This is a genomic window from Anaerotalea alkaliphila, assembly GCF_010179735.1.
Classification (GTDB): Bacteria; Bacillota; Clostridia; order Lachnospirales; family Vallitaleaceae; genus Anaerotalea; species Anaerotalea alkaliphila.
This window is the reverse complement of the sequence record NZ_JAAEEH010000034.1, coordinates 1-20,760: the sequence shown is the minus strand read 5'-3', so window position 1 is coordinate 20,760 and position 20,760 is coordinate 1. Positions and strand designations below refer to the sequence as shown.

Sequence of the window (20,760 nt, the reverse complement as noted above, 5' to 3'; positions counted from 1 at the left end):
GGCCTTTCTCGCGCTCTTGCCTTTTCTTCACTCGTATGCCCACGCCTCGTAGGACAGGAGGTAATGGTCCGCCAGGGACCGGATCTCCTCCATCTCCGCATGGAACGCCGGATCATAGATGCCCACCACCCGGAAGCCCGCGCCCTTTGCCGTGCGGATGGCATGGAAGGCATCCTCGAAGAGCAACGTGTCCTCCAGGTCGGTTCCCAGAAGCTCCAGCGCTTTCAGGAAGACCGCCGGGTCTTCCTTCCCTACGCCCACGTCGCTGCAGGTCACCACCCCTTGGAAGAACTCCCCGATCTCCAGCCGCTGGAGGGCCAATCCGGTCAGATGATGGTCGTTTGCCGTGGCGATGGCCATCTTCACGCCCCTGTTCCAAAGCTTTTCCAAAAACGGCCGAACATGGGGCTTCAGCGGGATGTGGTCCTTGTAGTGCTCCTCCGCCAATCCGTTGATGTCCCGGTAGATCTTCTCGTCCGGGTCGGTTACGCCGCAATGCACCCGGAAATACCGGGCCGTTTCCTCCACCGTCAGGCTTTTTAGGGCATCGTTCAGTCCTGGAGGGACAGGCATCCCCTTGCTTTCCAGATACAACACCCCGATTTCGTCCCACAACTGCATGGAATCGATCAGCGTGCCGTCAAAATCGAAAATCGCGCCTCTATAATTGTCGTCCATCCGGTTCCTGCTTCCTCATTGTGCTCTGGTCATCCTGTTCCTAAGGAATAGATTACCAGTTTCACAGGATTTGTCAAGGGGCTGTAAACATCCGGCTTCCGCCCGCCTCCTCGACCATGTCCAGGAAGTACCGGTGGAACCCCGTTTCCGCTGTCAGCTCCGGATGAAAGGAGGTGGCCAGCATGTTTTTCTGTCTTGCCGCCACCGCCGCCCCCCGTACGGTCTTCAGGATCCGCACTGACCGCGCCGCATGGACGATGTGGGGGGCCCGGATGAAAACCAGCGGGACTTCCCCCAGACCCATTTCCGGAATCCGGTCCCGGACGGAGAAGCTTTCCCTCTGGGTTCCGTAGGCGTTCCTGCGCACGGTCATGTCCATGACCCCCAAATGTACGGTTTCCTCCCCTTCGATTCCGGACGCCAGAAGCACCATCCCCGCACAGGTACCCCAGACGGGCATCCCCCGGCGTATCCTTTCCGCCAGAGGGGCCATCAGGCCTCCATCCTGGAGGAGCTTGCCCATGGCTGTGCTTTCTCCCCCGGGAAGGATCAGCCCCTGCACCTGCTCCAGTTCCCTTAGGGTCTTTACGGGGATTCCCTTTCCACCGGACCTTTCCAGCAGGTCCAGATGCTCCCGTACCGAACCCTGGAGGGCCAGTACTCCAACGGGCATGCTACCACCCCCTGGCCGCATATCGGTCTGCAAGCCCGGATACGGCAACACCGGACATGGCTTCCCCCAGATCCTCCATGGTTTCCGCCACCATTTGGGGGTCCTGGAAGTGCGTGACCGCGCGGACGATGGCTGCCGCCCTTTTTTCCGGATTCTCGGAAGCGAAGATGCCGGATCCCACAAACACCCCGTCGCAACCAAGCTGCATCATCATGGCTCCGTCGGCCGGTGTGGCGATTCCGCCGGCCGCGAAATTCACCACCGGCAACCTGCCGTTTTCACCGACCCAACGCACCAGGTCGTAAGGCGCCCCCATCTCCTTCGCGGCGGTCATGAGCTCCTCCTTGGGGAGAAGCTGCAGCCGCCGGATTTCACCGCTTATGGTGCGCATGTGCTTCACCGCTTCCACCACGTCCCCGGTTCCGGCCTCGCCCTTGGTCCTGATCATGGACGCCCCCTCGCCAATCCTGCGCAAGGCTTCCCCCAGGTTCTTCGCGCCGCAGACAAAGGGCGCGGAGAAATCGGACTTGGGTATGTGGAACATGTCGTCGGCGGGCGTGAGGACTTCGCTCTCGTCGATGTAGTCGATGCCGATGGACTCCAGCACCTGGGCCTCCACGAAATGCCCGATCCGCACTTTCGCCATGACCGGAATGGAGACCGCCTCCATGATTTCCTTGATCATCCTGGGGTCGGACATCCTGGCCACCCCCCCCGATTTGCGCAGCTCCGAAGGGATCTTCTCCAGTGCCATGACCGCCACTGCCCCCGCCTTCTCCGCGATGACCGCCTGCTCCACGTTCATCACATCCATGATGACCCCGCCCTTCAGCATCTGGGCCAGATTCCTGTTCATTTCCGCCCGTTCTTTCTTCTGCTCTTCCATTTCTTGCCGCTCCTTCCAAATTTGGTTTTGTTTGGAGTATACGGCCAATCTGACTCCATTGAAATGGACAGTTCCTTATTTTCTAAAGGGGACAGTTCACCAGCCCCTGCTGGAGCCTCCCCCACCTCCGCGGCCCCCTCCGCCTCCGAAACCGCCACCGAATCCGCCGCCGCCACGGCCGCCGCCTCCGCGGAACAGCAGCAACAGCAGGAGCTGGGTGATGGTTCCGTGCAGGACGGTCCAGTCGAACAGGAAGAAAAGCAGGATGGCCCCCCAGAAGAGGATGTCCGAGAGTCCGAATCCCGTGTCGGCGGACCTTTCCATGGGCTCGAATCCCGCCCAACCCGGAAAATCTTCCGGAACTTCCAGGCCATACTCCATGGCGGTCTCATAAAGGACCTGCTGGAAGCCGGAACGGATGCCTGCGTCATAATCCTCCAGACGGAAATACGGCAGCATGGCTTCATCCTGGATCCGCCCCGTCTTTCCGTCGGGCAGGGCGCCTTCCAGCCCATAACCCACTTCGATCCTGCTCCTCCTGTCCTCCACCGAAAGCAGGATCAGGACTCCGTTGTTCTTATCCGCGGCACCGATGCCCCAGGTCCTGAGGACGTCCAGGGAATAGGTTTCCAGCACGGCCCCTTCCAGGCTGGGGATGGTCAGGACGACGATTTGGGCGCCGGTCTTCCCCTCCAGCCAGAGGTTCGCTTCCATGACCAGCTGTTCCGTTTCTTCCCCCAGCACACCCGCCGCGTCGTTGACATAGAATTCCCGGGTAGGCGCCGGAACGCCGGCGGCCAGCACCGGCTGCAGGAACAATCCAAGAACCAGGTGCAGTACCAGACCCAAGGCGGCCAACTGTGTTTTCTTCATTAGAAGGTTACCTCAGGCACCTCCGCCGCACCGGGTGCCGCTTCAAAGTACTCCACATCCTCGAAGCCGAAGATCCGGGCGAAGATCAGTGTGGGGAAGCTCTTCACCTTCGTGTTGTAGCCTCTGGCCAGTTCATTGTAGTCCAGCCGGCTGACGGAAATCCTGTTCTCCGTTCCTGCCAGTTCGTCCATCAGCTGCCGGAAGTTGGCGTCCGACTTCAGCTCCGGATAGTTCTCCACCACAACAAGCAACCGGCCCAAAGCGCCGGTGAGGGCCGCATCGGCATCCGCCTTCTCCTGGACCGTTCCCGCCCCTGCCAATTGCGCCCTTGCTTGGGTCACGCTGTCGATGATGGACTGCTCCTGGGCCGCGAATCCCTGGACGGTGCTCACCAGGTTGGGGATCAGGTCCGCCCGCCGTTGCAGCTGGACATCGATGTTGTTGAAGGAGGCCGCCACAGCCTCCCTTTGCGACACCAGGCTGTTGTAACTGCCTGAAAACATGCCTACAGCCAGCACAAGCAGTGCGGCCACGATCCCGATGGGAATCAATACCTTCTTCATAAATACCTCCAATTTGATGGGAATGGCTCGTTACAGCACAAGTGTAGCCTTTTTGCCTTGGGTTTGCAATACCCAAATGCAGGCCATACCCCCCACCGGGAAAATATGGTATAATGGTGTCGGAAGCAGTCGGTTGACACGAAACGGAGGAAATGGATATGGATATGCAAATGGAACAAGCCATGGAACAGTTGCAGGAATGCACGGCGTTGGTGATGGATGCGGCCAAGAAGTTCTCCGTCACGGACTATGCCGTCTTCAAATCGCTCCTTTTTTCAGCGGGACTCCTTACAGGCATCCGTTACGCACGGTCCTTGCGGAAATACACTTTCCTGATCGGGACTGTGTTCGTCTTCTGCTATGCATGGATCATCTACCGTCTCCTGTTCGTCCACTTGGAGCGGCCTGAAAGCTGATCAATTATCAATTGTTTTCCACAGGAAGTGCAATCGTGAGGGAATCATTGAGTATCGTATTGTCCGGAGAAGCTGGGCAGGGGGTGCAGACCATAGAGGCGTTTTTGATGGAAGCCATCTCCCATCGTTATCATGTGTTTTCAACCAAGGAAGTCATGAGCCGTGTGCGCGGTGGGAACAACTCCGTGGAAATCAGGATTTCCGGAGAACCCGTGTAAACCTACCGGCACACCATCGACTTCCTTTTCCTTTTGAACGACCACTCCCTGGAGCGGATGCTCCGCCAGATCCGGCCGGGAACCCTCGTCTTCGGGATTGTCGTGGAACAGGCCTCGTCCGCTGCGACAGCGACGAGCACGCCGAAGACGGCTTCATCACGGAGGATTTCGATGTGCGGAAAGCCATGCACGAGAAGCGGCTGGGGAAGCAGGCCCGGCTGCTTGAGACCTCCGCACCTCCGGATACTGCCTTCCTCCAGATCCTGCAGGTCCATCCCCTCTCCCCTGGCCTGAAGGCGTATTTCGACCAGGCGGAGAAGGTGGTCCTGGTCGAAAACAACGCCTCCGGCCAGCTGGGGGACAGGTTGAAGCTGGCCCTGGACGTGGTCGTCCACGAAAGGATCCTGAAATGCAACGGGGAACCCTTTTCCATTGAAGGGATCGACGAACGCCTTGGGGAGGTGCTGGCATGAACAGCTTTGAATTCGACAGGGACATCGACGTGGCCTGGTGCCCTGGGCGTGCTCTACCGGAAGGAGGGCGTCAAGACCTTCGAGGAGCAGCTTCACATATACCGGGAGGACAAGACCCCTGTCGTCCACCGGAAGAGGGACATGGGGCAGGTGAACGCCCTCCTGGCTCGGGGAGGGGATCCGGCATGAAGCTTTTCTACGCCCTTGACTTCAGCGACCGGGAAAAGAGGCGGATTGCGGGAATCCGGGACCAGGCTGCGGCCTGGTCCCGGAGCGGACGCTTCGTTTCTGAGGAGAAGCTCCACATGACCCTGGTCTTCCTGGGGGAGACGGATTCCGGACTCCTCCTCCCCCTTCTGGAACTGCTGGACGGGCTGGTCCCCACCCCGTTTTTCCTGGAATGCGGCTTCCTGGGGAGCTATCCCCGCAGGGGGGGCGGCATCCTCTGGCTGGGAGTCCGGCCGGACGCACGCCTTATTGCGATGCAGGCGGAGCTGAACGCCCGGCTCCGGCCCCTGGGCCTTGGAGGGACAGACGCCTCCTTCTCCCCCCACATCACCCTGGGACGGAAGGTGAAGCTTCCCCAGGGGGAACCTTCACCTTCCATCCCCACCCTGCGGCTGCGCGTGTCACAGGAGACCCTATGCCTGATGGAAAGTAAAATGGTGGACGGCAAATCCCTGTACGAGAGATGCCGCCCACCAAGCCAATGGTTTTAATCAGATTTTAATTGACACTGATAATCAGTAGGATTATAATGAAGATGTAAGAAAGTTACCTCTTACATATTAAATACTCTCCCCCTCATCCTTATCGATAGCACCTGCTCAGGTGCTATTTTTTTGTACACTAGGAAAGCTCGTCCAAGCTTGTTTGGGACCAAACTTTCCTAGTGTGGTCTGAATGCATACGCAATATGCTTTCTTGTACACTAGCGCTTGGCGCCGGGTTTCGGCGGGACCAGAAGCACACAGGCAGGCACATGCCTGGCGATCCTGTGGCTGACACTGCCCATCAGGAATTCCTGGAGATGGGTTCTCCCCCTGCTGCCCATGACGACCAGCTGGATGTCCTCCTCCTCCACCACCTTCTTGATTTCCACATGGGGCACACCGAAAACCAGGCGCGTCCGCACCTGGACATTTCCTTTGTCCTCCAGCCTGACCTTGAGTTCCTGCAGGCGGGCCTGGTCGATCCTGTTGAACTCCTGCAGCCTGTCCATCAGATAGGGGCTGATCCTGGACTGGTCTTGGATATGGAGCAGGGTTACGTTCCCAGCCCCATACGCCACCATCTGCTCCAGGATTCCGAAGGCCTCCAGGGCGTTCTCGGAGAAATCCGTAGGGAACAGGACAGGGCACTGGGTATTGCAATGGATGGCGCTGTATCCCTGGCCCGCCTCCTTGCGCTCCTCCAGCCTGACCATCAGGACCGGCACGCTTGCGTGGTACATCACATCGTAGGTCGCCCCGCTGAAGAGGACTTCGCTGGTCAGGGAATGCTCCTGGGCTCCGGCCACGATCAGGTCCGCCTCCTCCTGCACCGCCAGCCGGTTCACCACATCTTTTGCCAACCCCTCCAGGATCTTGGTCCTGACCACGTATCCCTGGCGTTCCAGGATGCCCCTCTGCCGCTGCAGGCCCCCCTCCAGCACTTCCATGGAATAATCCTTGATTCCCGCTCCTGTTTCCTTGCTGTTCAAGCAGTAGACCAGTATGCATTCTTCAGCGCCATAGGCCCGCAATCCCGGCAAGCTGTCCACCAGGGCGTTGGAGCCTGCGGACAGGTCCGTTTCCACAATCATTTTTCTAAACATGGGTCTCTCCTTCCCGGGAGTCATCGACCGCACACCCGAATTGTCCATGCAATTCACGGTTTCCATACTTGTATTTTATCAATTATTTCCAGAAAAGTCAAAGTCCCCGGGCGGATTCCCGGACCACGACCTTGGGCAGGAAGACCACCTCGTCCACCCTTCCCCTGTCCTCCTGTTCCACCAGCCGGATCAGCATTTCCACGCTGACCCGGCCGATGTCGTAGTTGGGTTGGGAGACCGTAGTCAGCCTTGGCCGCACATGCCGGCACATGTCTATGTCGTCGAATCCGGTTACGGAAATCTCCTCCGGCACCTGGATTCCCTTGTCCTGCAGGCACTCCAGGGCGCCGATGGCGATCAGGTCGTTGCAGCAGACTACCGCCGTCAGTCCCCGGATGTTCCTTTCCAGCAGCCGCTCCATCCCCAGGCGGCCGGCCGCGATCAGGTATTTCGTTTCCACCACCAGCCTCGGGTCCAAGGGGATGCCGTTCTTCTCCAAGGCTTGGGCATACCCCGCAAGCCTCTGCTCCGAGGAATTGATGTGCCGCTCCCCGGTAAGGCATCCGATGGTCCTGTGTCCCGCCATGACCAGACGGTCCACCAGTTCCTCCATGGCCCGGGCGTTGTCCACATGGATGCCGTTCCCGCCCTTCATATTCCCCCTTCCGTCGACGAAGACCATCGGAATCTTGTTCTTGACGATCCTTTCCAAGACGAAGTCCTTCTCCTTGTTGAAGCTGTTGTAGATGATGCCGCAGACGTTCTGTTCCGTCAGGAAATCCAGGTTGTGGTTCTCCCTTTCGTCGGAATTGCCGGCATTGCATAGGATGATGTTGTAGCCCTTCTCCCTGGCGCCGTCCTGCACGCCTTTCATAAGCATGCCGTAGTAGGGATTCTGCAGGTCCTCCACCACAAGCCCGATGATCCTGGACTTGCGAAGCACCAGGTTCCTGGCCATGGGACTTGGCTGGTATCCGGTCTCCTCGATGATCCGCAGGATCCTGGCCCTGGTCCCGTCCCCCACACCCTTGTCCTTGTTGTTCAGCACCCTGGACACGGTGGCTACGGAAACACCCGCCAATCGGGCAATGTCTTTGATTGTCATATTTCTTCCCCCTTGTCTCTTCTTCGACTTATTGTAGCAACATGCGGGGGGGATGTCAATTCAACCCCTGCAAGGGGAAGCGGGGATCCAATCCAAAGGAAAGGAAGCCGCGCGCCAATGGTTGTCCGGCGCGCGGCTTCCTTTCCTATTTTCCGAAAATCATATTGGGTACGAACAGGATCAGGTCCGGGAAGAGGACCATGATGGCCACCACCCCCAGGATTCCCACGAAGAACGGAAGGGATTCCTTGAAGGTGTCTTCCGGCGGGCAACCCATGATGGCCGACGTGGAGAAGAGGGATACCCCCAGGGGGGGCGTCATGATTCCCATGGTGGTCACCGTCATCATGACCAGTCCGAAGTGCACCGGATCGATGCCCACGCTGGTGATGATGGGGACGTAGATGGGGGTCAGGAGCAATGCCACAACCGTGGTTTCGATGAACATCCCCGCCGCGACCAGGGAAAGTATGATCAGCAGGAACAGCAGCAGGGGATTCTGGGTGATGCCGGTGATGACGCCGGAAAGGTTCTGGGCGACCCGGTCATACACGATGCCGTATCCGAAGATGCCGGATGCCGAGATGATCAGGGTGATGCCTCCGATGTCCACGATGCTGTCCTTCAGCGTCGCCACGAACCGGATCCAGGTAAGTTCCTTGTAGACCACCGCTCCCACGAAAATCGCGTAGACGGCGGCGAAAGCCCCTGATTCCGAGGGGGTGAAAACCCCGAACCGGATCCCCACGATCAGGATGATGGGGAAGAGCAATGCCCATATTCCGTCCAACAGTGCCTTGAGCACTTCCTTCAGGCCGGCCGCCTTGGGCCTTTCGGGCATGTGCTTCTTCTTCCTCGCGGTGATGTCCACCGCCACCATCAGGGCAACCATCATCATGATGCCCGGAAGGATGCCTCCTGCGAACAGGCGACCGACGGAAACCTCTCCCACCGCCCCATAGATGATCAGGCCCATGCTGGGCGGTATGGTTGCCGTTATCAGGGAGGACAATCCGTTGACGGCGGCTCCATACCCTCTGGTATAGCCCTTTTTGACCATGTCGGGGCCAAGGACCCTGGCTTCCATGGCGGCATCGGCCACCGCGGACCCGGACACCCCGCCCATCAGGGTGCTCAGCACGACGCTGACTTGGGCCAGGTTGCCGTGCATGTGTCCGGTAAGGATGTTGGCCAGCTTCACCAGCCGGCTGGTGATGCCCGTATTGTTCATCAGGTTCCCTGCGAAGATGAACAGGGGGATGGCCAGCATGGTGAAGGACTGGGAGGGTACCAGCACCCTCTGTACTACGATGGAGAAGGGGATGTCCGGGGTGTTGATGAAGAACACCACACCGGAAATGCCGATGGCGAAGGCCACAGGCATTCCGAAGAACAGCAGGAAAAGGAACACGAAAAGGACTAGCAGCATTCTCCGGCACCTCCCCTTCCGATCGTTTTGGTTGTCCATGTTCGGACGATCTTGATAACCGTGGTCACCATCATCAGGACGGAACCGACGGGCACCGAGAGGGTCGCCCAGGAATAGCTGATGGTCATGGTTTGGAACAGGCGCTTGGAGCTTTCAATGGTCAGGGGAACCCCATACGCCACCAGCATGCCCAGGAACGCCAGGATCAGCACCTGCCACAGGAGATAGATGCCCATCTGCGCCTTGTCGGGAAACCGGCGGAAGAACAGGTCCACATTCACCAGTTCCGTATGCCGCATGGCCACGTCCGCCCCCAGGAAGACCATCCATGCGAAGAAGAGCATGGACATGTCTACGGCCCAGTTCAGGGGAGATCCGATGGTCCTGAAGATGGCCGAGGAGAATACGAAAACCACGATTCCCATCAGGAACACCTTGACCAGGGTTTCCTCCACCTTGCAAAATGTTTCGTACGCTTTTTTCATTCCAGTCATGCCTACTTTCCGATCTGGCTGTAGATCTCTTCACGAAGCTCCGTGAATCCCAGGGTCTCATAGGCTGCGTCGGCCGCCTGCTTGAACGCGTCCAGGTCCACTTCCACGATCTCCATGCCTTCCGCTACCATCTTCTCTTCATATTCTTCCGCCATTCCTGCGATCATGCGGGCGTTTTCCGTCGCAACCGCCTTCGCTTCTTCCAGCAACAGCGTCTGCAGGTCTTCCGGAAGGGTTTCAAACCATTTTTCCCCAACGATGATGCCGTTGATCAGTTGGAAGTGGCCTGTCTTGTCCACATATTTCAGCACTTCATAGATTCTGGAGGAATAGGAGGCCGTGTATTGGCTTTCCGCTCCGTCGATGGCCTTCTGCTGCACCGCGGAATAGACTTCCGTCCAAGGCATGGCTACCGGTGTGGCTCCCAGCGCCTTGATGGATTCGGACCATACGGGCGCCCCCGGTGTGCGGATCCTTACCCCAGCCAGGTCTTCCGGTTTGGTCACCGGCTTGTTCGTAAGGAAATGCCTGGCACCGTCATAGAAGTTGAAGGCAAGGACACGGATTCCGTTGTCGTCGGCCAGTTCCTGTTCCCATCCCTTGAAGATGTCGCTTTGGGTGATCTTCAGGATGTCCTCATAATCGTCCGTCAGGTAGGGCATGCCGATGATTCCGATGTCGTTCACATAGTTGCCCATCCGTCCGCCGTCGGTCAGCACGGCGACGTTCACTCCCTGGATGGCCTGCTCGATCACGTCCTCGTCGGATCCGAGCTGGGCGCTGGGGAACACTTCCATGACCAGACGTCCGCCGGATTTCTCCTCCAGGTTTTTGCCGAGCTGCCGGAATCCTTCCACCATGGGATGGGAATCCGCCATCTGCGTGGACATCTTCAGCGTGTACACCTTTCCGTCCGCTGCGGGAGCCGCGCTGTTTTCGGTACCTGTCTGTGCGCCTGTTTGCGCATCCGGTGTTTTTTGTCCACAACCTGCCAGGGTTGCGGCGCCCAATGTCAGTGCCAAGGCAAGAGCAATGATCTTTTTCATTATTTTCCCTCCGTATCATTTTTTTGTGCGGACGGCTTTACTGCCGTCCCGTCTACACGCCCATCATACGAAAAAAACACAAGATCATAAAGGCATAATCTTGTGCTTTCCATTCATAATTTGCGTTTCCCGGGGCTAAGCGCGGAAAACAGGGACAAGCTCTGGATTTTCTTGCTCCGCCAGCACTATCTTGGCATGCCCCGGTCCGGCCCTACACCTTGCCGACGCGGTTCCTGTACTCCGACGGAGAAAGCCCCGTGTATTTCCTGAATGCCCTGGCGAAGTAGTTCGGGTCCCCATACCCTGTGCGGACGCAAACTTCCTTGATGTTCACCTCCAGGTCACGGAGCAGGTTTTTGGCGGCCTCCATGCGGATGGCCGTAAGATAGTCGGAAAAGCTGGTTCCGTAGTGTTTCTTGAACACCTTGCTGAAGTGGTAGATGCTGAAGTTGCAGAGGGATGCCATGGCTTCCAGGGTGATGTTCTGGGAATAGTTTTGGCGCATGTGCCCGACAGCCTGCTGGAGGATCCGCATGGTCCGGTCCCCCTTCCTGTCCTCCAGGGTTTCCGCCGCCTCCAGGAGCATGCCGTAGAGGATCCCCCTGGCTTCCGCTTTGGTCGGAGCTTTCCCGCTTCCGTCCCGGAAGCCGGGAACGGCAAGGACCATCCCCTCTGATTTCCATAGGTTCTCCGCCAGGGCCTTCCAAAACAGGTCCAGCTGCAGCTGGACCAACCCATCGTCTCCCTCCTGCCAGGGAAGGGATTCCAGATAGATGTCCGCCTTCCCTTTCGCCTTCTCCAACTCCAGTTCCCGCAGGTCGTTTGCGACGGCATCTCCGGTCGTCCGGGCCTCGTCCGGGCCGGCAACCGGTTTGCCTCCCCGTGGATGGCACGCGCTTCTTGCCTGGGCGAAGGAAGTCCACATCCTGGATAGCCGCCCGCAGGGCGCCCCGAAACCGATGACCGCCTCCAGGTCCCGGAAACTTCCCGTCCCTTCCAGGATCCTGGCTGTCTCCTCCTCCAGCTTCCGCATACACATTTCCTGGCTTCCCTCCGGATAGCCGTACACGAGCAGATGGATCTCCTGTTGCATGTCCCCGCAATAGAATTTGCAGTATCTGCCCAACGTGGAGCTGCGGAGTCCGTCCAACACCCTCTTCTTCATCATGTCCGACTGCATTTTCGGCACCTGCTTTCCTGTCCGGGCCTGGAGACGGATGCACGCTCCGAACCCCTCCTCGAAGCTCCCCGCCATGAAGCGCAGGGTTTCCTTCGCCTGGTCCTCCTCCAGATCCCCCGCCACCAGGGCCCCTACGAACTCCCTCTCCAGATATTGCCCGATCTGGTTCACCTTCTGCTCCAATGCCTGGGACTTCGACTGCAAAGCCTTCTCCTGCTCCAGCTTCCCGATGACCTTTTCCAGCACCTCCAGGACCCTTTCGTTGGAAGCCGGCTTGACCAGATAGTCCTCCACGCCGATCTTGATGGCCTCCTGGGCGTAGGAGAATTGCTCGAACGCCGTCAAGAGCACGATCTTGCATCCGGGGTCGATCTTCTTGATGATCCTGGACGCCTCGATGCCATCCATGCCGGGCATGCGGATGTCCATCAGCACGATTTCCGGTTTCACCACGGACGCAACCGACACCGCTTCCGGACCGTTCGCCGCCTGCACCACCTCCTTCAGGGGCAGGGAGCTCCTGCTGATGATATGCACCAGCGCCTCCCGCTCTATCTTTTCATCTTCCGCAATCAGCACGCTAAACATCTTCCGCCTCCTCCAGTGGAATCCTTAGGATCATGCACGTCCCACATCCCCTCTTGCTCCTTGCCTGGAACCCTCCGTTTTCCCCATAATACAGCCGCACCCGTTGGCGGACGTTTTGCACCCCAATCCGGCTCCCGTCGGGACTCTCCTTGTCCCGGGAAATCCCTTCCATGACTTCCGGTGGAATCCCCATGCCGGTGTCCGTCACCCGGATCTGCACCATGCCTTTCCGCCGGAAGATTTTGATCCGCACGATTCCGCCTTCGACTTTGGGTTCGACCCCGTGGATGATGGCGTTCTCCACCAGGGGCTGCACCAGCAATGCGGGAATCCGCATCCTCTTCAAATCCTCCTCCCCCAGTTCCAGCCTGAATTCCAGCCGCTCGTCAAAACGGGTCTTCTGCAGCACCAGATACTGGCGAAGCATGCCCAGCTCCTCCTCCAGCGCCACATCCCTGCCTGCTTGCCGCAACCGGTACCGGTAGATGTCCGCCAGGGCGATGACCAGCCGGGAAGTCTTGTCCGCATCCTCGAACATGGCCGTCCTTCCGATCACATTCAGCGTGTTGAAGAGGAAATGGGGATTTATCCTGGCCTGGAGGGCGTTGAATTCCGCCTCCTGCAGCAGTTGGCTGGTCCGTGCCACCTTGACCTCCTCGTCCCGCAGCTTTATTTCGATCGATGCGTTCTCGTTGATCCTGTCCACCAGTTCCTGGATGTTCCTGCCCATGGTGTTGAATGCGGCCGCCAGCGCCCCGATCTCGTCCCGGGAACCGACCGGAACCTCCCTTGCGGTCAGGTCTCCCCGGGAAATCCTCCCGGCCGCTTCCGCCAGCTTGTGCAGCGGTTTAGACATCTGGTCCGAAAACACCTGGCTCAGGTACAGGGCTAGCAGCAGCACGCCCAGGATGACCATCACCGACAACCCCTGGAGCCCTTCGTATTCCTTGACCAGGCTCTCGTAGGAGGCGGCCCCCTCCTTGATGCCCACATTCAGGAGCTGCTGCACCTCGTTACGGGTCAAGCGGTAGATTTCCAACCCGGTGTAGAAATCCTCGTAATATTCCCCCGTGTTCATACGGCGCCACCGCATGGCCCTTTCCCAGTCCTTCTGGTAGGTATCGACCAGATAGCGGATGCTGTTCACGTAAAAATGTGCCTCCCTGGAGGAAAGGTTGCTTCCGATGTCCTGCAGCAGGACCCCCATCCGTTCCTTGGTCACCAGATACTCCTCGTACTCCTCGAAATCCGTCGTCTGCAGATACGCCTCTGCGGCGTCCCTGTTGATGGCGGCCACCGAACGCAGGTCCTCCACCTTGTAGTAGTGGTCCAGCGTGTGGTTGAAGCGGTCCATCACCCGGTAATTGTTGAAATGCAGGTACAGGTTCACCAGCGCGCTGACCGAAACCACGGCAAAAAAGAACACCCGCAACTTCCGCCGGATGGGCCATCTGCTCCAAAGGTCCCTTAGGTCCTCCACAGGCACCCCCCCTTCCTCTTTTTCCTCAAGTTTACTACAGCGTTGTCTGACATGCAAGTCTTCCCATCATTTTCCTTTACAAAGCCGGGGGGCTCGTTGTATAATGGATTTGCAAACGTTTGCAAGACCTGAAGAAGGAGGACGGCCTCCATGGCAGTTACCATCAAGGACATCGCACAAATCGCCGGGGTGAGCTACTCCACCGTCTCCAGGTGCCTGAACGACAGCAACCTGGTCTCTCCTGCAACCAAGGAGAAGGTAAAGGCCATCGCCCGGGACATGGGCTTCGAGTTCAACGTCCATGCACGGGGACTCACCAGCAACCGGAAAGGCACCGTCGGCATCATCTATCCGGAAGACATGGACGCCTTCGGGGTGGAGATGTACTTCATCACCTTGACCAAGGAGCTTAAGCGGTGGATGGACGAGCGGGAAACCGACCTGATCTTGTCCTACTGCAGGAACCGGACCACCGGCAAGAACAACATCCGCCGGCTGGTCTCCCAGCAGAAAGTGGATGGCCTCCTCATCGCCGAACCTGACATCGACGAGGAAACCTTGCATTTCCTGAAGGAATCCGGCATACCCTTCATCTTCTTCCATGAGGCCCCGGCGGGCACACCGGGCGGCCTCCGGTCCGGCATCGACAGGTTCACCGTGGACCATGTCCGCGGAGGTTGGCTGGCCACCCGCCACCTCTTGGAGCATGGCTGCAGACGGGTCTTCACGATCACCAGCGACGAGGAGGAATTCCGCTTGCGGACGGCCGGATGCCGGAAGGCACTGGAGGAGTCGGGTGTCCCCTTCCGGGAGGAACGGGTGCTTTACGGGAACCAGGACCTTTCCTTGACCTCCCGGCTGGTCCGGGACATCAGCCGGGTACTCCAACCGGATGACGGTTTGTTCGTCCAGAGCGACATGATGGCCTGGACCGCCATGGAAACCCTGAAGAGCCTGGGTTTCCGCATTCCTGAGGACATCTCCGTCATCGGATACGATGACATCGACATGGGGAACTACACCCACCCCAGATTGACCACCATCAAGCAGCCCCGTGCCGAGATGGCCGAAGCCGCCTGCAAACGCCTCTTCGACCTTCTGGAAGGGAAGGGGCCCCAAACCGAAAGGCAGGTCCTTTTCCAACCCGTTGTGGTGGAGCGGGATTCCTGCCGCATGAACCAGCCCTTCATAGGGAAAACCCTTCAACAATAGATCATGAATACAGGAGGAAGCCAAATGTCTCAAAAACTTACGCTTGGAGTCATCGGCGCCGGACGGATCGGCAAACTGCATGTGGAAAACATCATCAACAATGTTTCCGCAGCTACCATCAAAAGCGTGGCGGACGTCATGCTGAACGAAGCAACGGAGAGCTGGGCCAAGGGCCTTGGAATCGAGGTCGTCACCAAAGACTACAAGGAAATCCTTGCTGACCCCGCCATCGACGCGGTGCTGGTATGCTCTTCCACGGACACCCACGCCCAGATCACCATCGAAGCCGCCCAAGCCGGAAAGCACATCTTCTGCGAGAAGCCTGTGGACCTGGACGTGAAGAAAATCGTCGCGGCCCTGGAGGAAGTCAAGAAAGCCAACGTGAAGCTGCAGATCGGCTTCAACCGCCGTTTCGACAGCAACTTCAGGAAGCTGCGCGAGACCGTGGATGCAGGCAAGGTCGGTGACGTGCATATCGTCAAAGTGACCTCCAGAGACCCCGCACCCCCGCCGGCCGAATACGTGAAGGTATCCGGAGGGATGTTCCTGGACATGACCATCCATGATTTCGACATGGTCCGCTACCTCACCAATAGCGAAGTCGTTGAAGTCTACGCTTCCGGCGCCGTGCTTGTGGATCCCGCCATCGGGGAAGCCGGGGACGTGGATACCGCCATCATCAACCTGAAGTTCGAGAACGGCGCCCTGGGTGTCATCGACAACAGCAGGAAAGCCGCTTATGGCTACGACCAGCGCGCGGAAGTCTTCGGGTCCAAGGGCAGCATCAGCAACGACAACGTGCGCCCCAACATGACCATGCTCAGCACGGAGGCAGGTGTTGAAGTCGAGAAACCCCTGTACTTCTTCCTGGAAAGATACATGGATTCCTTCAAGAACGAAATGGTGGAATTCTGCAACGCCGTCATCAACGACACGGACACTCCCGTGGTCGGCATGGACGGACTGAAGCCCGTACTCATCGGATTGGCCGCAAAGAAATCCGTTAAGGAAGGCAGACCGGTCAAAATCAGCGAAATCGAGGCGGAGTTCGGACTGTAGAAGGACGCCCCCCCGGCACTGCAAAAGGGAAAGGAAGCCAATACGGCTCCCTTTCCCTTTTTGTGTCTTTGCAGTCCTACTTTCCCTGCACCTCCATCCCTTCCGCAAGCTTGTCCGGATAGGGGGGCAGGATGATTTCCCATCCGGCCGCAACATCCCCATCCAGGACCGCGATGGTGGAGGTGGTGTAAAGCAGCTCCACCGGCTGGATCTTCGCCTTCCCCTCTTCGAGCAGCCACAAGGCTTCCCCCTGCTCCCAAGGGAACAGGTAATCCCTGGAAAGGACCACGGCCCGCTCCCTTCGGTAGGTGGTGAACTTCACATCCACCGCCTCACCTTCGATCAAGGGCATGCCCCCTGCAGGTTCCACCTTCACGCTCACCTTCTTTTCCACCAGCCCCAGGGTGGAGACCATCTCCTGGGCCTTGTCCCCGATCTCAACAACAAGTCCCCCCTGGATTTCCGTCTGTTGCCCGGACTTGACCTCCAGGACGACGGCATCCCCCGCAGCCAGGGTCCTGACCTTGTCCGTGGGGACGAAGACCTCCACTTCCAGCGTTTCCTCCACCACGACCTCCATCAAGTGCTGGCCCAAACCCACATAATCCCCCGGACGGATGTCGAAGGTCTCCACCTTCCCCGCCGCATTGGAGGTCTGGACCATCCTTTCCATCTGTTTCCGGACCTCCTGCATCTCCAGATCGATGGCCTGGGACCTCGCCTTGTAGTAGGCCGCATCGCTGACCGTCACCGGCGTGCCGCTTTCCCGGATCACGTCCAGGGCAAGGGTCTCCAGGTCCACCTGGTCCAGGGCCTGGGTCAGCTCCCTTTCCAGACTCTGGATTTCCTGGAGGGGGATGATCCCTTCCTCCGCCAGGATCTTCTGTTCCTCCAGACGGGCCGCCAGGTAATCCGCCCGCTCCTTGGCTAGACGGATCTTCTCGTTCTGCATCGCCAACTGGGAGGAAACGGAAGGCGTGGAGGCCTTCATACGTTGCTCCCCTTCCAGGACTGCCTTCTGCGCCTGCAGATACCGCAGCTGGTAAGCCAGGTCTGCAGTGTCCAAGGTCAGCACCGGCGCCCCTAGGGCGATGGTCTGCCCCTCTTCCACATGGACTTGGGCTACCTTGCCTCCCAGGGTGCTGTAGACGTCCTTCTTGTCCTTGACCTTTGCCACGCCCTCCTCATAGTAATACGCCTCATAGGTCTCCGGTTCCGGTTTGTAGGTATCCACTGCCAAAGGTTGCCTGGCCTGGTATTGGAAATACAACACACCGGAAACCGCAACCACCGCCAGCAAGAGGATGACCAACCATTTCCTTTTCAGCATTTTCACTCCGCACACCTCCAAATCGGAATCCTATTGCCTCGCGTTCAAGGCTTCTGTCACATTGATGTTCCGGATCTTCCTGCGTCCCGCCCATTGGGGAAGGAGGATGGCCACGGTGGTCATGACCACGCTGAAGGCCAGGGCTTCCACCGGCACGATGGCCGGCAGGACGAAGTATTCGGTGCTGCTGGCCTCGGAGAACAAAGCGAGCAGCGCCTTCCCCAAGGGAAGGCCCGCCAGGATGCCGAAGAACGCCAGGATGGCTTCTTCGATCAGCAGCACCTGGTGCACCTCCCCTTCCCCCATGCCCATGACCAGCAGGGTGGCCAGCTCGCTGCTCCGTTCCGAAAGGGCGATAGTCGTAGACACCGTAATGACCGAAAATCCTGTAGCCATCCCCACCACCACCAGGATGCCGATCATGGAGGTGGCCTGGTCCATGTAGAAGTCCAGCTGGGACTTCAGGTCCTTCCTGTACTCGAAGGTGGAAACCTCCGGGGACTGCTTGTAATCCCTGGTCAGCGCCTCCAGGGCCTGACCGCTTCCCTGGACCATGAGCGCGTTGGCAACCCCGGGTCCTTCCAGCAGGTCCCCTACGCCCTGGATGTTCATGTAGCCGTTCATGCCCATGTATTGGGGAATGACCTTCACCACCTCCAGGGACCTGTATCCCTCGTCCCGGAAAAGAGGGCTCTTCAGGGAAACCCTGTCCCCTGCTTCCACTCCCAGCCGGTCCGCAAGATAGTGGCTGAGCATCAGCCCCTGGGACCCCAGGGCGACCTCCCGGTCCTGGTTGTCGTAAAGGCGGTACATCGTGCTGTCCACAGGGATGCTGATGATGGAGGTCTTTTCCATCCTCCATCCGTTGTACATCTCCACCGGCAGGACCGCCTGGGGCTCCACCCGGAGGATTCCCGGCCGGTGGGACAGTTCCTGCACCAATGCTTCCTGGTCCATGTAGCCTGTCAGGGTGACCTTCAGGTCATAGACTTCCACCTTCTCGAAATGTTCCATGATCAGCTTCATGTAGACCCGCTGCATGGAAATGGGGAACACCAGGAAGGCCGCCGTCACCGACACCCCGAAGAGGATGAACAGGCTCCTGCCCTTGTTCCGGAGGATGTTCCGCACCGCCAGCCGGGTCTTCATCCCTGTCCCCTCGAACAGGAAATAGAGCTTGTCCACCAGGCTGGCCTTCCCTTCCTTGCTCACCGGCGGACGCATGGCATCCGCGGGACGGAGCCGGACGCAGTTCTTGGCGCCGGCATAGCCGGACACCAGCCCGAAGCCCAGGGTCAGGAGGTAGCTGTTGATGATGTAGGTCCGGTAGAGCCCCAGGGTCACGAAAGGCATGTTGAAGCCCATGCCCAGCAAGCCGATCACATAGGGCACCAGCGTGATGCCTGCCAGGATCCCGATGGATCCACCCAGCAGGGATATCACCAGGGCGTAGGAGATGTAATGGAACAGCAGCCGCAGGTCCGAAACCCCCATGGACTTGATCACGCCGATCTGTGTCCGTTCCTGTTCGATGACCCTCCGCAGGACGATGTAGATGATGATGCCGGACACCAGCAGGAACATGCCTGGAAAGGACTGGGCCATGCTTCCGATGGCCTCCAGCTTCTGCCGGGTGGCCACATGGCTGATCTGCTCCTCCCTGCCGGTCAGGGACACCAGCCCGTACTTCTGGACCGCTTCCTCGATCCTCCGGGCGGTCCCGTCGAATTCTGTCGGATCCTTCAGGCTGAAGGCCACATTGTTGATCCTCCCCCGCATCCCCAGCATCTCGGACATGGAATCATAGGGCATGTACACCATGTCGAAGCCTTTGGGGTCCGCAATCAGCTCGCTGTCGTTCTTCTTTGCGTAGATGAATTCTGGGGACCTTCCCCACCCCACCACGGTCAGGTCGTACTGCCTGCCGTTCACCACCACGGGGACCCTATCCCCCAAGGCCATGTCCATGGCCTCGAAATAAAGGTTTCCCATGAGGATTTCCCGTTCCTTGGGGTCGGGCATCCGTCCGCCCATGAGCTCCACGGCGTTCAGGGGATTTTCCTTTTTATCGTCGTAGCTCAGGAAATCGAACTGCACCTCCTTGTCGTAGTCCAGCAACTTGATCCTATGGAGCAGGCGCCCTTCCGCCTGGTCCACATTTTCAATCCCACCGATCTCCTCCGCCACACCCAGGGGCATCTCCACCACCCGCAGGGTCCCGTCGGCGAAACGGAAGGCTTCGTAATAGTTGTCCAGGGAATCGCTGAAGCTTGCATGGATGATGGAATAGAGGTTGTACACCAGGATGCCGATGGTGATCAGCAGCATTCCGGCCAGATAGGTGCCTTTGTGCATCCAAAGATCCCGGCGCATTTTTCTGAGCAGCATCAGCCCACCCCCTCCTCGCTGAGGACACCGTCCCGGATGGTGAGGCAGCGGTCGGCGTACTGCAGGATCGTGTCGTCATGGCTGATGACGATGACGGTCTTCCTGTACTCCTTGTTGATCCGCTGGAGCAGTTCCAGGATCTGCTGGCTTGTGTCGGTATCCAGCGCTCCCGTCGGTTCGTCGCACAGGAGCAGTTCCGGGACCTTCACGATGGCCCTGGCCACAGCCACACGCTGCTGCTCCCCGCCGGAAAGCTGGGAGGGGAAGTGCCGGTGCCGTTCCCCCAGCCCCACCTTTTCCAGCACCTCCTCCACGGGCAGCGGCTTTCTCACCAGCTCCGCCGAAAGCTTCACGTTCTCGTAGCAGTTCAGGCTGGGAAGCAGGTTGTAGAACTGGAAGACGAATCCCACCACATTCCTCCGGTAACGGGTCAGTTCCCTCCGGTTGAACTTGTGGATGTCCTGGTCCTTGTAGAAAAGCTCCCCCTCCGTGATGGAATCCATCCCCCCGATCAGGTTCATCAGGGTGCTCTTTCCGGATCCGCTGGGGCCCAGGATCACAACGAACTCCCCTTCATAGATGGTGAAGTTCACATCCCGCAGCGCCCGTGTCCTTACCTCGCCGCTCACATAGGTCTTCTTCAGATTCCGTGCCACCAGCACCGGATCCCGCTTCGTCTGTCCACTGTCCATAGGCGCCTCCTTCCGGCCTCCACCCTTCTGCTTCCATTGTACCAAATCGCTGGCGCGATGGCTAGGCAAGGCACATCGTTTTTCAAGCCTTTAGTCTTTCCCGTAGCCATGTTTTTTTGATTTAGAACAAAAAAGTAGTAGCTGCTTTTGAATATGTGTTA

The 20,760-nt window shown here is 58.7% G+C and carries 22 protein-coding genes; 7 read left to right on the top strand and 15 right to left on the bottom strand.

Features of this window, described 5'->3' with window-relative positions; translation table 11 throughout:
• Positions 1-27: 27 nt before the first annotated feature.
• The 5 genes from GXN74_RS11255 to GXN74_RS11235 form a co-directional block, all read right to left on the bottom strand.
• Positions 28-678 (bottom strand): HAD family hydrolase, encoded by a 651-nt coding sequence (locus GXN74_RS11255; protein WP_162371041.1) that lies wholly within the window; start codon positions 676-678, stop codon positions 28-30.
• Positions 679-751: 73 nt separating this feature from the next.
• Complete coding sequence (gene pdxT / locus GXN74_RS11250; protein ID WP_162371040.1) at positions 752-1,351, bottom strand: pyridoxal 5'-phosphate synthase glutaminase subunit PdxT; 600 nt, start codon at positions 1,349-1,351, stop codon at positions 752-754.
• Between the two features lies 1 nt (position 1,352).
• Positions 1,353-2,237: a pyridoxal 5'-phosphate synthase lyase subunit PdxS gene (gene pdxS / locus GXN74_RS11245; protein WP_162371039.1), complete on the bottom strand. Its 885-nt coding sequence runs from the start codon at positions 2,235-2,237 to the stop codon at positions 1,353-1,355.
• A gap of 96 nt (positions 2,238-2,333) precedes the next feature.
• A complete protein-coding gene (locus GXN74_RS11240) occupies positions 2,334-3,110 on the bottom strand; it encodes a TPM domain-containing protein (RefSeq protein ID WP_162371038.1) in 777 nt (258 codons plus the stop codon).
• Entirely contained in the window at positions 3,110-3,673 is a 564-nt protein-coding gene (locus GXN74_RS11235) for a LemA family protein (RefSeq protein ID WP_162371037.1), read from the bottom strand. Before GXN74_RS11235 ends, GXN74_RS11240 begins: the two co-directional genes overlap by 1 nt.
• A gap of 158 nt (positions 3,674-3,831) precedes the next feature.
• Here GXN74_RS11235 and GXN74_RS11230 point away from each other — a divergent pair, with 158 nt between their 5' ends.
• The 5 genes from GXN74_RS11230 to thpR all read left to right on the top strand — a co-directional run bounded on the left by GXN74_RS11230 (position 3,832) and on the right by thpR (position 5,499).
• Positions 3,832-4,089: a hypothetical protein gene (locus tag GXN74_RS11230; RefSeq protein ID WP_162371036.1), complete on the top strand. Its 258-nt coding sequence runs from the start codon at positions 3,832-3,834 to the stop codon at positions 4,087-4,089.
• A gap of 35 nt (positions 4,090-4,124) precedes the next feature.
• Positions 4,125-4,307 (top strand): 2-oxoacid:acceptor oxidoreductase family protein, encoded by a 183-nt coding sequence (locus GXN74_RS14585; RefSeq protein WP_212505791.1) that lies wholly within the window; start codon positions 4,125-4,127, stop codon positions 4,305-4,307.
• 173 nt (positions 4,308-4,480) lie between these two features.
• A complete protein-coding gene (locus GXN74_RS11220; protein ID WP_162371035.1) occupies positions 4,481-4,780 on the top strand; it encodes a hypothetical protein in 300 nt (99 codons plus the stop codon).
• Positions 4,781-4,786: 6 nt separating this feature from the next.
• Positions 4,787-4,969 (top strand): hypothetical protein, encoded by a 183-nt coding sequence (locus GXN74_RS11215; RefSeq protein WP_162371034.1) that lies wholly within the window; start codon positions 4,787-4,789, stop codon positions 4,967-4,969.
• Positions 4,966-5,499, top strand: coding sequence for an RNA 2',3'-cyclic phosphodiesterase (gene thpR, locus GXN74_RS11210; RefSeq protein ID WP_162371033.1), 534 nt, complete (start codon positions 4,966-4,968; stop codon positions 5,497-5,499). Before GXN74_RS11215 ends, thpR begins: the two co-directional genes overlap by 4 nt.
• Before the next feature lie 212 nt (positions 5,500-5,711).
• On the opposite strand, the gene GXN74_RS11205 is transcribed toward thpR, so the two are convergent.
• The 7 genes from GXN74_RS11205 to GXN74_RS14865 all read right to left on the bottom strand — a co-directional run bounded on the left by GXN74_RS11205 (position 5,712) and on the right by GXN74_RS14865 (position 13,918).
• Complete coding sequence (locus GXN74_RS11205) at positions 5,712-6,596, bottom strand: universal stress protein (RefSeq protein WP_162371032.1); 885 nt, start codon at positions 6,594-6,596, stop codon at positions 5,712-5,714.
• Between the two features lie 97 nt (positions 6,597-6,693).
• Positions 6,694-7,701, bottom strand: coding sequence for a LacI family DNA-binding transcriptional regulator (locus GXN74_RS11200; RefSeq protein WP_162371031.1), 1,008 nt, complete (start codon positions 7,699-7,701; stop codon positions 6,694-6,696).
• 145 nt (positions 7,702-7,846) lie between these two features.
• Complete coding sequence (locus tag GXN74_RS11195) at positions 7,847-9,130, bottom strand: TRAP transporter large permease (protein WP_162371030.1); 1,284 nt, start codon at positions 9,128-9,130, stop codon at positions 7,847-7,849.
• On the bottom strand, positions 9,121-9,615 hold the full coding sequence (locus GXN74_RS11190; RefSeq protein ID WP_212505790.1) for a TRAP transporter small permease: 495 nt from the start codon (positions 9,613-9,615) through the stop codon (positions 9,121-9,123). The genes GXN74_RS11195 and GXN74_RS11190 overlap by 10 nt, the downstream gene beginning before the upstream one ends.
• An 11-nt stretch (positions 9,616-9,626) precedes the next feature.
• Positions 9,627-10,670 (bottom strand): C4-dicarboxylate TRAP transporter substrate-binding protein, encoded by a 1,044-nt coding sequence (locus GXN74_RS11185; RefSeq protein WP_162371028.1) that lies wholly within the window; start codon positions 10,668-10,670, stop codon positions 9,627-9,629.
• A gap of 211 nt (positions 10,671-10,881) precedes the next feature.
• Positions 10,882-12,438, bottom strand: coding sequence for a response regulator transcription factor (locus GXN74_RS11180; protein WP_162371027.1), 1,557 nt, complete (start codon positions 12,436-12,438; stop codon positions 10,882-10,884).
• Positions 12,431-13,918, bottom strand: coding sequence for a histidine kinase (locus GXN74_RS14865; protein WP_162371026.1), 1,488 nt, complete (start codon positions 13,916-13,918; stop codon positions 12,431-12,433). The genes GXN74_RS11180 and GXN74_RS14865 overlap by 8 nt, the downstream gene beginning before the upstream one ends.
• 150 nt (positions 13,919-14,068) lie before the next feature.
• Between GXN74_RS14865 and GXN74_RS11170 the strand changes: the two genes are divergently transcribed.
• Together GXN74_RS11170 and iolG are read left to right on the top strand one after the other, a co-directional pair.
• Positions 14,069-15,130 (top strand): LacI family DNA-binding transcriptional regulator, encoded by a 1,062-nt coding sequence (locus tag GXN74_RS11170; RefSeq protein ID WP_162371025.1) that lies wholly within the window; start codon positions 14,069-14,071, stop codon positions 15,128-15,130.
• Positions 15,131-15,154: 24 nt separating this feature from the next.
• A complete protein-coding gene (gene iolG / locus GXN74_RS11165; protein ID WP_162371024.1) occupies positions 15,155-16,189 on the top strand; it encodes an inositol 2-dehydrogenase in 1,035 nt (344 codons plus the stop codon).
• Between the two features lie 76 nt (positions 16,190-16,265).
• Here iolG and GXN74_RS11160 read toward each other — a convergent pair whose 3' ends face one another.
• The 3 genes from GXN74_RS11160 to GXN74_RS11150 are packed head-to-tail and all read right to left on the bottom strand — an operon-like array spanning position 16,266 to position 20,599.
• Positions 16,266-17,525 carry an HlyD family secretion protein gene (locus GXN74_RS11160; protein WP_162371023.1) on the bottom strand — a complete coding sequence of 420 codons (1,260 nt, stop codon included), beginning with the start codon at positions 17,523-17,525 and terminating at the stop codon, positions 16,266-16,268.
• Positions 17,526-17,549: 24 nt separating this feature from the next.
• Positions 17,550-19,907, bottom strand: coding sequence for an ABC transporter permease (locus GXN74_RS11155; protein WP_162371022.1), 2,358 nt, complete (start codon positions 19,905-19,907; stop codon positions 17,550-17,552).
• Positions 19,907-20,599 (bottom strand): ABC transporter ATP-binding protein, encoded by a 693-nt coding sequence (locus tag GXN74_RS11150; protein WP_162371021.1) that lies wholly within the window; start codon positions 20,597-20,599, stop codon positions 19,907-19,909. Before GXN74_RS11150 ends, GXN74_RS11155 begins: the two co-directional genes overlap by 1 nt.
• Positions 20,600-20,760 lie beyond the last annotated feature (161 nt).

Excerpts from the sequence above, each read along its gene's own strand:
- GXN74_RS11255 (WP_162371041.1), bottom strand. The coding sequence starts at position 678 with ATGGACGACAATTATAGAGGCGCGATTTTCGATTTTGACGGCACGCTG.
- pdxT (WP_162371040.1), bottom strand. The coding sequence starts at position 1,351 with ATGCCCGTTGGAGTACTGGCCCTCCAGGGTTCGGTACGGGAGCATCTG.
- pdxS (WP_162371039.1), bottom strand. The coding sequence starts at position 2,237 with ATGGAAGAGCAGAAGAAAGAACGGGCGGAAATGAACAGGAATCTGGCC.
- GXN74_RS11240 (WP_162371038.1), bottom strand. The coding sequence starts at position 3,110 with ATGAAGAAAACACAGTTGGCCGCCTTGGGTCTGGTACTGCACCTGGTT.
- GXN74_RS11235 (WP_162371037.1), bottom strand. The coding sequence starts at position 3,673 with ATGAAGAAGGTATTGATTCCCATCGGGATCGTGGCCGCACTGCTTGTG.
- GXN74_RS11230 (WP_162371036.1), top strand. The coding sequence starts at position 3,832 with ATGGATATGCAAATGGAACAAGCCATGGAACAGTTGCAGGAATGCACG.
- thpR (WP_162371033.1), top strand. The coding sequence starts at position 4,966 with ATGAAGCTTTTCTACGCCCTTGACTTCAGCGACCGGGAAAAGAGGCGG.
- GXN74_RS11205 (WP_162371032.1), bottom strand. The coding sequence starts at position 6,596 with ATGTTTAGAAAAATGATTGTGGAAACGGACCTGTCCGCAGGCTCCAAC.
- GXN74_RS11200 (WP_162371031.1), bottom strand. The coding sequence starts at position 7,701 with ATGACAATCAAAGACATTGCCCGATTGGCGGGTGTTTCCGTAGCCACC.
- GXN74_RS11195 (WP_162371030.1), bottom strand. The coding sequence starts at position 9,130 with ATGCTGCTAGTCCTTTTCGTGTTCCTTTTCCTGCTGTTCTTCGGAATG.
- GXN74_RS11190 (WP_212505790.1), bottom strand. The coding sequence starts at position 9,615 with ATGAAAAAAGCGTACGAAACATTTTGCAAGGTGGAGGAAACCCTGGTC.
- GXN74_RS11185 (WP_162371028.1), bottom strand. The coding sequence starts at position 10,670 with ATGAAAAAGATCATTGCTCTTGCCTTGGCACTGACATTGGGCGCCGCA.
- GXN74_RS11180 (WP_162371027.1), bottom strand. The coding sequence starts at position 12,438 with ATGTTTAGCGTGCTGATTGCGGAAGATGAAAAGATAGAGCGGGAGGCG.
- GXN74_RS11170 (WP_162371025.1), top strand. The coding sequence starts at position 14,069 with ATGGCAGTTACCATCAAGGACATCGCACAAATCGCCGGGGTGAGCTAC.
- iolG (WP_162371024.1), top strand. The coding sequence starts at position 15,155 with ATGTCTCAAAAACTTACGCTTGGAGTCATCGGCGCCGGACGGATCGGC.
- GXN74_RS11155 (WP_162371022.1), bottom strand. The coding sequence starts at position 19,907 with ATGCTGCTCAGAAAAATGCGCCGGGATCTTTGGATGCACAAAGGCACC.
- GXN74_RS11150 (WP_162371021.1), bottom strand. The coding sequence starts at position 20,599 with ATGGACAGTGGACAGACGAAGCGGGATCCGGTGCTGGTGGCACGGAAT.